The sequence below is a fragment of the Paraburkholderia haematera genome, from assembly GCF_905220975.1.
GTDB lineage: Bacteria > Pseudomonadota > Gammaproteobacteria > Burkholderiales > Burkholderiaceae > Paraburkholderia > Paraburkholderia haematera.
Genome location: NZ_CAJNBK010000001.1, coordinates 592,007 through 604,769, shown reverse-complemented (window position 1 = coordinate 604,769; position 12,763 = coordinate 592,007). Strand labels below are relative to the sequence as shown.

Below are 12,763 nucleotides of genomic sequence, written 5' to 3'. Positions count from 1 at the left end.
TTACGCGCTCCTGCGAATCACGAGCCGATGCGGCAGCAGCACACCCGGCACGTTCGCCAACGGGTTCGCGAGCCGTTGCAGCAGCAGGCGCGCGGCGGTTTCGCCGAGTTCGCGCATGGGCTGTGCGATGGTGGTCAGCGGCGGATCGATCTGCGCGGCAAGCGAAATATCGTCGAAACCGACCACCGCGACATCGTCCGGCACGCGCTTGCCGACGCTCCGCAAACCGTGGATCACGCCGATCGCCAGCGTGTCGGAGACGGCGAAGATCGCGCTCGGCGCGTGCGGCTGCTGCATCAGTAAGGCTGCGGCCGACGCGCCCGCCTCGTAGTCGAGACTGTTCAGGTTCATGCGCCAACGCTCATCCGGCGTGATGCCCGCTTCGGTCAGCGCATCCAGATAGCCCTGCTGGCGCTGCCGCGCGTACAGATAGTCGACATCCGAATTGATCAGCCCGATGCGCCGATGGCCGCGCGCGAGCAGATGCCGCACGGCGTCGCCCGCCGCCCGATAGTTGTCGATACCGACGTACGGCACGCCCGTCGCCGGATCGAACTCGCAGCACGCGACCCACGGCAGCGCGCTGGACGCCTCGCCGAGCGCCTGCTGGATCGTAGCGGGGTCGAGGCAGATCGCGCCGTCCGCTCGGCGGCGGCGCAGCAGATCGAAATAGCTGCGCTCGCGCCCCGGATCGGCGCCTGTGTCGCATAGCAGCATGAAGTAGCCGTGCTGGCGCGCGACGCTGTCGATGCCGCGCACGATCTCGGCGTAGAAGGGGTTGCCGACGTCGGGCACCATCGTCAGCAGCAGGCGGCTTTCGGCGGTGCGCAGGTTGCGCGCGAGTTCGTTGACGCGATAGCCGCTGGCGTCGACCGCCGCCAATACCTTGTCGCGCGTGGCGGGCCGCACGTTCTCGTGGCCGTTCAACACGCGCGACACGGTCGCCACCGAGACCCCCGCCTGCTCCGCCACCTGGGCAATCGAAAGCCCCCCGGCCGGATGCGACGGCTGAGCTTCAGGCGGCGAACGCCTTGTCGGCGACGACGACGCGGGCGCCGCTTTGGGCAACGACTTGGACAAGGGGATTCGCCTCAAAATGTAATCGATTACATTTTTGAGCGATGAAAGCGGGAATCGCAAGGACGGATCGCTAGGGATTAACACGGAGTCAGACGGGCCGTCCCAAGGTGACGGCCGGACGGCGCACTGCCCACGACGGCCCGGGTTCGCGCCGCCATTTGGTACAATCCCGCAGTTACCCTGCCGTGGCCTGCATGCCGAGTTGAACCCCGGAGTTATCCCCGGAGTTGAGCCCCGAGGCGGCCGGTCAGCGGCAAAGAATCGCAAACTCGCCAAACCACACTGCCGAATCCACCATGAACATCGAGCAAGCGCGTTTCAACATGATCGAACAGCAGATCCGCCCCTGGGAAGTGCTCGACCAGGACGTGCTGAATCTGCTCTCGATCGTCAAGCGTGAAAACTTCGTCCCCACCGCCTACCGCGACCTGGCCTTCGTCGACTTCGAAGTGCCGCTGCCGGCTGGCCAGCACATGTTGGCGCCGCGCGTCGAAGCACGTGTGCTGCAGGAACTGGCGGTGAAGAAACACGAAAGCGTGCTCGAAATCGGCGCCGGCTCGGGTTACATGGCCGCCCTGCTCGCGCACCGTGCGCAGCACGTGCTGACGGTCGACATCGAACCTGAGCTCGCGGAATTGGCGAAGAACAACCTGATCGCCAACGGCGTGCTGAACGCCGAAGTTGCCACCGGCGACGCCTCGCGCGGCTGGGCCGGCGCGGCACCTTACGACGTGATCTGCGTATCGGGCGGCCTGCCGGTGCTGCCGCAGGAAATCCTCGAACATCTGAAGGTCGGCGGCCGTCTGGCGGTTTTTGTCGGCGTCGCGCCGGTTATGAAGGCACAGGTCATCACGCGTATCGACGAGAAGCAATACCGTATCGCCGACGTGTTCGAAACCTATGTCGAACCGCTGATCAACGCCGTGCAGCCGCCGCGCTTCAAGTTTTAATTCACACGCTTATCTGTACGGCCGGCACGCTGCCGGCCGCTGAACTGGATGTCCTGCTGATGCAAAATCTGACCGCTCCGGCGCTCGCCGAATGGCTCGCCGATCAATCGCGCCCCGCGCCCGTGCTGCTCGACGTGCGCGAACCGTGGGAAATCCAGACGGCGTCGATCGCCGGCGCCGTATTGATTCCGATGCGTGAGATTCCCGCGCGCAGCGAAGAGTTGGACGACGACGCGCAAATCGTCTGCGTGTGCCATCACGGCGCGCGCAGCGCCCAGGTCGCAATGTTCCTCGAATCGCGCGGCCATACCAACGTCTTCAATCTGCAAGGCGGGATCGACGCGTGGTCGCGTCAGGTCGATCCGTCCGTTCCCACCTATTGATCGCACGGTCGCGATGATCCGCCAGCGGGTGCCGGTCCTCGCGGCCGCTCTGGCGCTTCATTGCGCAGCTCTCGCATTTCTCCCGATCCCCGCGCACGCCGTCGGGCTCTCCCAGCTTTACGACGAAGCACTCTCGAGCGACACGCAGCTGCAAAGCGCGCGTGCGGCGCTTGCCGCCAATAGCGAAGAGTTGCCGCTCGCCCGCGCCAAACTGCTGCCGCAAGTCTCCGCGTCGCTCACCGCGAATCGCCAGAACACCGATTTCGGCGGCGGCTTCCCTGCCTCGTATGGCAATAGCAACGGCTACACAATTTCGCTCACGCAGCCGCTGATTCACGTCGATAGCTGGTACGGCTATGCGCAGGGCAAGCTCGCGGTGGATTCGGCGCAGGCGTCGTTTGGGGCTGCGCGGCAGGATCTGATCGTGCGGCTGGGTCAGGCTTACTTCGACGCGCTCGCTTCACAGGACAACCTCGCGATTGTGCGCTCGCAGAAGGCATCGATCGCGCAGCAGCTCGAATTGGCCAAGCGTTCATTCGAAGTCGGCAACACAACGATCACCGATACCAACGAAGCCCAGGCTAAATACGATCAGGCGATCTCGCAGGAAATTGCCGCGCAGAACGATCTCGCGGTGAAGCTGGCCGCGTTGCAGCAGATTGTGGGGCATCCGGTCGAGCATGTGGATGGACTGGCCGCCGGCGCCCCGCTGCCGCCGCCTGTGCCCGCCGACATCAATCAGTGGTCCGATACCGCAAGCGATGCCAATTACCAGGTCGTGCTGAAGCAGATCTCGCTGGCTAATGCACAACGCGAGACGTCGAAGGCCAAGGCCGGCCATCTGCCGACCGTCGACCTGGTCGCGAGCCGTTCGCGCAGCAGTCTCGGCGCGGCCGGTGCGGGTAACTTTGGCGGCAATTTCGGTGGTGGCTTTGGCAGCGGCGCGAACACACCCGCGCCCGGCACGCCGGCGCTCGCGGCTGAACTGGGGAACCTGGGGTCGTCGTACACGAATAGCACGATCGGCGTGCAGGTTACCATCCCGATCTTTGCGGGTGGCGCGACGCAAAGCCGTGTACGTCAAACGCTCGCGCTCGAAGACCAGGCCGCCGCCGATCTCGATACGGCCCGGCGCAATGCAGCGCTATCGGCGCGGCAAGCTTTTCTCGGCGTGGTGAGCGGGCTCGCGCAAGTGCGCGCGCTGCAGACCGCCGAGCGATCAGCGAACACCTCGCTCGAATCGAATCTGCTCGGCTATCAGGTCGGTGTGCGGATCAATATCGACGTGCTCAATGCACAGGATCAACTGTTTTCGGCGCGGCGCGATCTGGCGAAGGCGCGATATGACACGCTGATCAATAGTCTCAAATTGAAGGCTTCCACCGCGAATCTCACCGATCAGGACGTGCTGCAGTTGAGCGCGCTCCTTTCACCCGTCGACGATGGTTCGTTGACCGCGCTGCCACCGGTGCCGACGGTGCCGCATCCGGGGGTTGCGGCTAAAGGCGCTGCTGGGAAGCTTGGGCGGCGGGCTATGCCGAATGCGGCGGCGGTGCAGTAGCGCCGGTTCGCCGCGTCCTCAGCAAGCCGGTGCGCTTGATCTTTTCCTGCTCCGATTGATCTTCTGCCTGCGCGACATTTGACTCGTTGCGTGCTTGGGTTGCGCGCTGCTTGTGGCTCTTTGCCGACGCATGTGATTCTTCGCACACTCTCAGGGCACCGGCCGTCTTCGACCTCCCAGACACCTAACTTTCATTGCGATCCTTCCGGTCTGCGCCGCAGAATTTTCGTACGGTTTCCTGACCGTTGCCCGGGCACCATGCTCCGACCATTTTTGGAGGAGCGAGGTGATGAAAGTGTTGAAGATCGCGATGCTGGCCGCAACGTTGTTGCCACTTGCATCGTATGCCGCTTTGGGCGGCGCACCGGGCAGTACCGGCACATCCTCTCCAACCATGCTGCGCGCTACGCCGCAGTCCGCCGCCGCTTCGAGCACGGGCGCGGCTAACAGAACCGCCACGACGCCTTACACCGTACGCGAGTCGCTCGACGCCAACGGCGTCACGATCCGCGAATACGTCCTGCCCAGCAACGTCGTGTTCGCCGTCACGTGGGAAGGACCGATACGGCCGGATATGACGGCTCTGCTCGGCAGCTATTTTCCCAACTTCGTCGCGGCGGGCGAAAGCCGTGCGCGCGGCACGGGTCCACTGATCGAAGGCAATGGCGACTTCCGCATCGAGTCGGCCGGCCGCCTTGGACACTTCTTCGGCATGGCGTACCTGCCGCGCCTGATGCCGGCGAACGTCCGTCCGGGCGATCTGAAGTAATGCGACACACCGATTTCGCGGAATACAACAAGATGAAGACAATCAACAAGACACTCTGGGTCGCGCTGGTAGCGCTTGGCCTGACACTGTCCGCGTGTGGCGGCGGAAGTGACGGAAACGGCAGCGCAAACAAAGGCTCCATCGCGTGGTCCGCCGAACCCGACTGGATCAAGAAACCGGATGGCTCGGGCAGTTCAGGCAATTCGGGCAATACACCCAACAACGGCAGCAACACGGTGTCGATTCGCGTCGACAATTCGATGGGCGGCATCAACATGCTTTCCGCGACGATCACCGTGTGCGTCCCCGGTACGCAAGGCGCGAGCCAGTGCACCACGGTCGACCGCATGCTGGTGGATACCGGATCGGTGGGCGTACGCATCATGGCCAGTGCGTTGCCGACGCTCGCTTCACAATTGCTCACGCAAGTCGGCGCCGTCGACGACGCGAGCGGCGTTGCACCCATCGCCGAATGCATGCCGTTCGGTTCCGGTACGACCTGGGGCTCGGTCAAACGCGCCGACGTCAAAATCGGCAGCCGCACGGCAAGCAATATCCCCATCCAGTTGATCGGCGACGGCGCGTACACCGTCCCGTCGGACTGCGTCGCGCACGGCGGCCCGGACCTCAGCACGGTCCAAAAACTCGGCGCCAACGGCATTCTCGGCATTGGCTACGGCACGTATGACTCGAAAGACGCACTAACCACCGCGCTGCCGGGAAATTACTACTATTGCACGGGCGCCAATGCTTGCTTCAACACGCGCATGCTGATGAACAAGGAGGTGATGAACCCGGTCGCCGCTTTCCCGAGCGATAACAATGGCACGATCGTCCGCCTGCCCAAGCTGCCCGCGGGGGGCGAGGCGAGTGTCACCGGCGAACTGGTATTCGGTATCGGCACGCAGTCGAACAATGCGTTGCCGTCGAATGTGAACGTTCTGGCGATAGATGAGTACGGCGAGTTTACGACTCAGTACCAAGGTCAGGTGTTCAAGTCGAGCGCAATCGACAGCGGCACCAACGGGTTCGCGTTCCAGGACGATTCGATTCCCACTACATCGGGCTGGTACTCGCCGTCAGCCGCGCTGAACCTGGCAGCCACGATGGAAGCCACCAACGGCAAGGGAACGCCCGTGAACACGACCTTCACGATCGACAACGCCGTCCGGGTTTCGGCCAACGGATACGCCGCTTACGACAACGTCGGCTGGTATCTCACCCGCTCGAAATTGTTCATGTGGGGCCTGCCTTTCTTCTACGGACGAAGTGTCTACACGACAGTGGGCAACGGCATGATCGGCAAGCAGAGCGGACCGTTTGTTGCGTTCTGACGAATGCGGGCGGGCAGACGGTGTCGAGAGGCGCCGTTTGCTCGCCGTTGTTTCCGACTCTCGGTTGGGATTTTTCAGTACATCTCGTTAATCGTCCGCAGGCAACATGCTCCGACCTGTTTTTTGGAGCAATGTGATGAATTTTGTAAAGATCGTACTGGCCGTGTCGGCAATGCTGCCGCTCGCGTCGTATGCGGCGTTGGGCGGAGCACCGAGTGCGGGTTCGGCTCCGAAGTCCTTGCTCCAATCGGCGGCGCCTGCTTCCACTTCCACTTCCACTTCCGCCTATACCGTGCGTGAATCGCGTGACGCCGACGGCGTCAGGATTCGCGAATACGTCCTGCCGACCAATGTCGTGTTTGCTGTCACGTGGCAGGGGCCGATACGCCCCGACATGGTCGCACTCCTGGGCAGCTACTTCCCGAACGCAGTCGCGGCCGGTGCGGGACGCGCACGCGGCACCGGTCCGTTGATCGAACGCAACAGCGATTTTCAGATCGAGTCCGCCGGACGGGCGGGAAATTTCTTCGGCAAGGCAGTTCTGCCACGCCTCGTCCCCGCCAATGTCCGTGCTGACGATCTGCAGTGACACGGCGCATCGATTTCACGGAACACAAGAAACATGAAGACGCTCAATAAGAAACTTTGCTTCGCGCTGCTCACGGCCAACTTGGCGCTTTCAGCCTGTGGTGGTGGCGACGACGGCAACTCGAACGCGACTAAGGACAACGAAAAACCGGCGACTCCGACTCCGACTCCGACTCCGACTCCGACTCCGACTCCGACTCCGACTCCGACTCCGACTCCGACTCCGACTCCGACTCCGACTCCGACTCCGACTCCGACACCGACACCGACTCCGACGCCTACTCCTACTCCGACGCCGACGCCGACGCCGACGCCTACTCCGACTCCGACTCCGACTCCGACTCCGACTCCGACTCCGACTCCGACTCCGACTCCGACTCCGACTCCGACTCCGACTCCGACTCCGACTCCGACTCCGACACCGACACCGACGCCGACTCCAACGCCGACTCCGACTCCGACGCCGACTCCCTCGCCCGTGGCCGACGTCAACACCGTCCCGATCACCGTCGAACGGTGGGAGGGGAATTTCGCCAACCAGCCGTACGCGACCGTCACGATTTGTATCCCTGGCGTGCAGGGCGCAAACCAATGCGCGACGATCGATCATATGTTGATTGATACTGGATCAACAGGAGTGCGTGTCTTGGCGAGTGCATTGGGATCGGCGCTCGTGGGCCGCTTGCCGGCTCAGACCGGTGCCACCGACGACCCAACCAGTGGTGCGCCGATTGCCCAATGCGCGCAATTTGGGTCGGGTTACACGTGGGGCCCAATCAAGCGTGCCGACGTGACGATTGGCGGTAAAGCGGCAGGCAACTTGCCGATCCAGGTCATCAGCGACGGCGCATATGCCGTACCGTCGGATTGCGCGTCGAGTGGCCTCTCGAATATCGGCGCTGTGGCCAATCTCGGCGCCAACGGGGTGCTTGGCATCAGATCCATGGTGCGGGACTTTCCGCGCGCGGCTCAATACGCCCTATCGGCAACCTACTACTACTGTCCATCCACGGGCTCGTGCGCGAAGACGCGCGTGCCGCTCGACACGCAGGTCATGAATCCGGTCGCCAATTTCACTTCAGACAACAACGGCACGATCATCCGTCTGCCTGCATTGCCCGCAGGTGGTCAGGCACGAGTCACAGGCGAACTGGTGTTCGGCGTCGGCACGCAGCAGAACAATGCATTGCCATCGAATGCAAACATCCTGCCGCTTGATCAGGATGGCTACTTTACGACCACATATAAGGGTGTCTCGTATAGCAGCACGATCGACAGCGGCGGCAATACGACCGCGTTCTGGGATGCGGCGATTCCCAACTCCGGCAATGACTATGTGGGCTATATGTATACGCCTTCGACTACGCTCAGCTTATCCGCCGTTTTGACTGGCGTTGCCAAGGGCGCCACGCCAGTCACGGTGCCATTCTCGGTAGCGAATGGATGGACCCTGACGGCGAACCAGAATGCGGCCTACGACAGCCTCGCCTCGCCATACTCCCGGTTGTTCATCTGGGGGCTGCCGTTCTTCTTCGGCCGCGACGTGTACACGGTATTGAACGGTGCCCGCGCAGGCACCCAAAACGGGCCATTCACCGCATTCTGATCTTCAGCGATGGTGAAATGACCGAAGGCGCAAGAGATTGCGCCTATTTTTTTCCTCAATTATGAACCAATAGTTCCTACGTACCCCGGCGACATTTCCCGGCAATAAATAGATCGCGCCCGATGGCCTCGCTCACCTCGTCGCTTTAGGCTATTTTATTACGTGCAATTACAGAAACAACGTACTGGCGACTATTGACGAAACTTCATAGCGCATACATGTCTTTGCCAATCGTTCCTTAGGAACCTTCCACGAAAAAAAAATGGCCAGAGGTGGCCTCGCTCGTTCAGACAGGATCTGCGAGTTTTTAAGTGGAATTGCTGGGGCAATCAAGCTGCCGATTTTATCGCTGGCAGCGTGGCGAAGTATGCTTCATCCGGTGTCTGATCGGCCAGCCTGGAATGAGGCCGATTCTGGTTATACCAGTTCAGGTAGTTGCCGATTGAGCGGCGGGCGTGGCTGACCGAGTCGTAGGCTTTCAGATAGACCTCTTCATATTTGACGCTGCGCCACACCCGTTCGACGAACACGTTGTCACGCCAAGCGCCCTTTCCGTCCATGGACAGAAGAACGTTCCGGCTGAGCACCGCGTCGGTGAATTCGGTTGCGGTGAACTGGCTGCCTTGATCCTTGTTGACGATCTCAGGCAGGCCGTATTTCGCAAACGCTTCCTCCAGCGCCTCGACAGCATGGCAGCTCTCCAGCGTGATCGCCACCCGGTGCGCCAGCACCCGACGACTCGCCCAGTCCACTACGGCCGTCAGATAGACAAAGCCGCGCGCCATCGGGATATAGCTCGTATCGATCGCCCAGACCTGATTGGCCCGGTCGATCTTCCGGTTGCGCAGCAGGTACGGCCAGATCCTGTGGGCTGCATGCTTGCGGCTCGTGTTTGGCTTGCGATACAACGCCTCGACGCCCATGCGCTTCAGCAAGGTGCTGACGTGCCTGCGCCCGACCTTGATGCCTTCGCGACGCAGCAGCCGTGCCAGCATTCGCGCCCCTGCAAATGGATGATCGAGGTGAAGCTCGTCAATCCGGCGCATCAATTTCAGATCCGCTTCGCTGACCCCACGCGATTGGTAATAGGCACTCGACCGGCTGTTACCGACCAGCCGGGCCTGCTGTGTCACCGGCAGAGCGTGATTACGATCGATCATCGCCTTACGCCCAGCAGTCCCGCCTTGCTGAGCGCGCTTTCTAAAAAATCATTCTCCAACGTCAACTGCCCGATCTTCGCATGCAGCACCTTCACGTCGATTGGCGGTGCTGCCGGCGCCGCGTTGCCCGCGTCAAACACATCGGCAACCCGCTCCTGCAGTTGCTTCTTCCAGTCCGTGATCTGGTTCGGATGGACATCAAATTGCTGGGCCAGCTCTGCCAGCGTCCTGTCACCCTTGAGCGCCGCCAGGGCCACCTTTGCCTTGAACGCCGGTGAGTGGGTCCGTCGGTTTCGTTTCGTCATCTTCTGGTTCCTTGTCGCCGGCCATTATGGCCGACCCACGCCCCAGCTTTTCCACTCAACGAACTGTCCGAATTCTCGAAGCCACCTCTCTTCCAACTGGCGCCATTACGGCGGTCATTCCCGGCGTCATTACGGTGGTCCGTGACAGCAGGCCTTGCGCGTGCGATCGGTCGCTCAAACGTCGCGCGTACCGCGCCAATCCTGCAGTGCGTTTCGCACGTCTTCAATAACATCAGTCCATTCTCCGAGAGCGCGCTGCCGGAAAAGCCGCATGGACGGATACCAAGGACTATCGGTTCTATCGATCATCCATCGCCAATCCGCGTGTGCGGGCACGAGTACCCAGACAGGCAGTCCGGCAGCACCGGCAAGATGAGCGACTGATGTGTCGACCGTGATGAGCAGGTCGAGCGTTTGAAGCACTGCCAGCGTATCGGAGAAATCGTTGATCGCAGGCCCCAGCGTATGCAGATCGAAGGTGTTCTTCAGGTCCAGCGCTTGCTGTTCAAGTGGGCCTTTTTGTATAGAAAACCACGTAAGACCAGGCTGCGCAAGCAAAGGCTTGAGCGCGTCCAGTTCGATCGAACGGCGATGATCGAATGGATGATTCGGATTCCCCGCCCACACCAAACCAATGCGTTTTCGGTTCGTGCACGGCTTGATCGGCGCAATATCATCAAGACATGTCTTCCAATGGTTCATTTTTTCCATCGGCGTACCGATATAAGGCATTGCGAGAGGGAGCATGGAAAGATTCAGATTCATATGCTCCGGCATCCTTAGCATACGACACCAGTAGCGGTAGGGAGTTGTCGGCCGCGCCGTCCAGACCGCGCGGACGCCGCTGGCCGTGCGTGCCACTTCGCCCAGCGGAGCATCGACCCATACGTCGACAGTCGCTCCTTGACGATGCAGCCAATCGGCCATCCGAAGAAACTGGATTTGATCTCCAAATCCCAACTCGCCGACTAGCAGAAAGGTGCAACCCGCAACCGGCTCACCGGTCCATTCGGGGAAGTCCAGACATACCGCAGCTTTGAAATACTCAGTCTTGTCGCGCCAATTCAGCCGCTGCCAACCCGATTCGAAGGCACCAAACGCCAGTTCCAAACTCGCGAGAGTGAATTGTATTTGGGCGTTGTGCGGAAAGAATCTGACAGCCTCGACACAATGCGTCCGCAGCCCTGAAAGATCCGCGAGCGAGTCGAACGCGTACATCGCGTTGAAATGCAGTGACTCATTATGAGGATCAAGAACCAGTCCCTGCCGGGCGACAGTGATCGCCTGCCTGAAATAGCGGATGCAGTTCAATGTGTAAGCCAGATCCTTGAGTGCATCTGCGTCGGATGCAAAACTGGATCGAATGGCTTCGACAACTAAATCTATTTCATCATGGCGCTCGGCCTTTGCCAGCGCTTTGATCAGGTCAAGTCCGTCCGCCAATCCACCTGGATTGATTGTCCAGGCGCGTAGCGAGTACGTCGCCGCATCGGCGACATACCCGAGTTGAGTGCTGATTTTCGCCAGGGAACGAGCGGCGTGATGTAAGCCGGGTTCGATTTCAAGTGCCTTGGCATAGTGACTCCGTGCCTCGTCAAGACGCTGGGACAATCTCAGGCAATCGGCAAGATTTCGGTGAATTGTGACAGTACTGCCGGAGAGATCCAGTGCGCGAAGGTAGAACGCTTCGGCCGCTGTCCAGTCTTCAGAGATGCCCGCAAGCAATCCACGTTGCTCCCAGATATCCGCGCGTCGCGGGGCGGCGAGCGATGCCTTGCGCAGGAATTCCCGTGCTTGTTCAAGCTGGTTGCCAAGGATAGAAGCGAGTCCCGCACGATAAAGCGCATCGACGTGTTGTGGATGCAGACTCAATACTTGCCGATATTCGTCAATAGCTTCGGGAAGTCGGTTTCCGGAGAAGTACGCGTCAGCGCGCGCCATGCGAGTGTCAAGGTTTTGTGTCGCGGATGAGTGAAGGGCTGGCAAAGTTGAAGTACTCGCGTGCAGAGGTCGATTGTCGACCCGTTTGAAAATGACGCCCTCGCGCTTTCTCGGACGTGGGGCGTCGCCTCGTTTTCGGTTCGACTATTGCGTAATACTCACTGCCGGCGAAACGCCGCTGACGTTCGTGAAAGCACTCAATGTGACGTAATACGTGCCCGCGTTCGGCGTGTAACCCCACTGCATGCTGTAGTTCGAATCGTTCGGGATTGCATCGATGTGCATGGGTGTATCGACTTCGACATATTCCACGTTACGATCGGAAGCGATGTTCTGCATAAAGGTTCTGGCTTCCTTACGGTTCAGTTTTCGGTCGGCCGTAATGATGTCCGCACCGGCTCCCAAGCGGCGCAGATGCCTTGCTCTAGCAGGGAATGTGCTCGCGCGCCGGTCGAGTGTTGATTGGATCACACTGGGAGAGACACGCTCCGTGGTACCGATTCGATACTTGACGATAAACCTATCTTTAGTGGCGCTCGTTGCAAGACCGCTGGTGTTCACCACGGCAGTCAACCTCATTGAACTTTTGCCAGCATTGGCGTCGCTGTCGGCCGCTGTGTTTTTGAACGAGGGTGCTGTGTCAGCGGCAGCCTCATTACCACTATTTCCGCCGCATGCGGCAAGCGCCAATACGATCGAAAGGCCGGTAGCACCGGCAAGGACACGGCGCGGCATTGTTTCCGACCATAAAGAGCGAGCTTGCGTATCGTTTTTTTGGGGAACGTCCTGCCCTGTATCACGTCTCTTCCTCTGCATTTTCTAGTTCCCTGTACGGCGTTCTAAAGGATTTGTCTCCGACCAGGAAAGATTAGCGCTGTGAGTACACCGCGAATGACGATCGCCGTCACTGCAACGCAATACATGTAATCCTTCGGAAGAAGCGAGCCTAATTAGCTCGAACGAGCCAGGGAACGGGATTTATCTTTTTTTGAATTGGAAAATTCAGTCTGATGTGTAGGAATATGCAGAACGCGTTGAAGCAGGAAGGAAGCGCGATTCCTCTCACCTTTTGTACTGTGGCAAGGT

At 60.4% G+C, this 12,763-nt stretch carries 11 protein-coding genes; 7 read left to right on the top strand and 4 right to left on the bottom strand.

The window, feature by feature from the left end; genetic code table 11:
- Positions 1-1,080 carry a LacI family DNA-binding transcriptional regulator gene (locus KHO23_RS02680; protein ID WP_211609417.1) on the bottom strand — a complete coding sequence of 360 codons (1,080 nt, stop codon included), beginning with the start codon at positions 1,078-1,080 and terminating at the stop codon, positions 1-3.
- A 296-nt stretch (positions 1,081-1,376) separates the two neighbouring features.
- Here KHO23_RS02680 and KHO23_RS02675 point away from each other — a divergent pair, with 296 nt between their 5' ends.
- The 7 genes from KHO23_RS02675 to KHO23_RS02645 all read left to right on the top strand — a co-directional run bounded on the left by KHO23_RS02675 (position 1,377) and on the right by KHO23_RS02645 (position 8,271).
- Entirely contained in the window at positions 1,377-2,030 is a 654-nt protein-coding gene (locus KHO23_RS02675) for a protein-L-isoaspartate O-methyltransferase family protein (RefSeq protein WP_211609416.1), read from the top strand.
- 59 nt (positions 2,031-2,089) lie between these two features.
- Positions 2,090-2,413 carry a rhodanese-like domain-containing protein gene (locus tag KHO23_RS02670; RefSeq protein WP_120297962.1) on the top strand — a complete coding sequence of 108 codons (324 nt, stop codon included), beginning with the start codon at positions 2,090-2,092 and terminating at the stop codon, positions 2,411-2,413.
- Between the two features lie 13 nt (positions 2,414-2,426).
- A complete protein-coding gene (locus KHO23_RS02665; RefSeq protein ID WP_211609415.1) occupies positions 2,427-3,974 on the top strand; it encodes a TolC family outer membrane protein in 1,548 nt (515 codons plus the stop codon).
- 289 nt (positions 3,975-4,263) lie between these two features.
- The gene (locus KHO23_RS02660) at positions 4,264-4,743 is read left to right on the top strand and encodes a DUF2844 domain-containing protein (protein ID WP_211609414.1); all 480 of its coding nucleotides are present in this window, start codon (positions 4,264-4,266) and stop codon (positions 4,741-4,743) included.
- A 32-nt stretch (positions 4,744-4,775) separates the two neighbouring features.
- On the top strand, positions 4,776-6,077 hold the full coding sequence (locus KHO23_RS02655) for a DUF3443 domain-containing protein (RefSeq protein ID WP_211609413.1): 1,302 nt from the start codon (positions 4,776-4,778) through the stop codon (positions 6,075-6,077).
- 136 nt (positions 6,078-6,213) lie between these two features.
- Positions 6,214-6,666 (top strand): DUF2844 domain-containing protein, encoded by a 453-nt coding sequence (locus KHO23_RS02650; protein WP_211609412.1) that lies wholly within the window; start codon positions 6,214-6,216, stop codon positions 6,664-6,666.
- Positions 6,667-6,699: 33 nt separating this feature from the next.
- Complete coding sequence (locus tag KHO23_RS02645) at positions 6,700-8,271, top strand: DUF3443 domain-containing protein (RefSeq protein ID WP_211609411.1); 1,572 nt, start codon at positions 6,700-6,702, stop codon at positions 8,269-8,271.
- 329 nt (positions 8,272-8,600) lie between these two features.
- Here KHO23_RS02645 and KHO23_RS02640 read toward each other — a convergent pair.
- The 3 genes from KHO23_RS02640 to KHO23_RS02630 all read right to left on the bottom strand — a co-directional run bounded on the left by KHO23_RS02640 (position 8,601) and on the right by KHO23_RS02630 (position 12,493).
- Positions 8,601-9,736 (bottom strand): IS3 family transposase gene (locus KHO23_RS02640; protein WP_407946027.1). Its coding sequence is split into 2 segments (ribosomal slippage): positions 8,601-9,472 and positions 9,472-9,736, totalling 1,137 coding nucleotides; the frame shifts between segments, so codons are not numbered across the junction.
- A 174-nt stretch (positions 9,737-9,910) separates the two neighbouring features.
- On the bottom strand, positions 9,911-11,677 hold the full coding sequence (locus tag KHO23_RS02635; RefSeq protein WP_211609409.1) for a tetratricopeptide repeat protein: 1,767 nt from the start codon (positions 11,675-11,677) through the stop codon (positions 9,911-9,913).
- A gap of 144 nt (positions 11,678-11,821) precedes the next feature.
- Positions 11,822-12,493, bottom strand: coding sequence for a hypothetical protein (locus tag KHO23_RS02630; protein WP_211609408.1), 672 nt, complete (start codon positions 12,491-12,493; stop codon positions 11,822-11,824).
- Positions 12,494-12,763 lie beyond the last annotated feature (270 nt).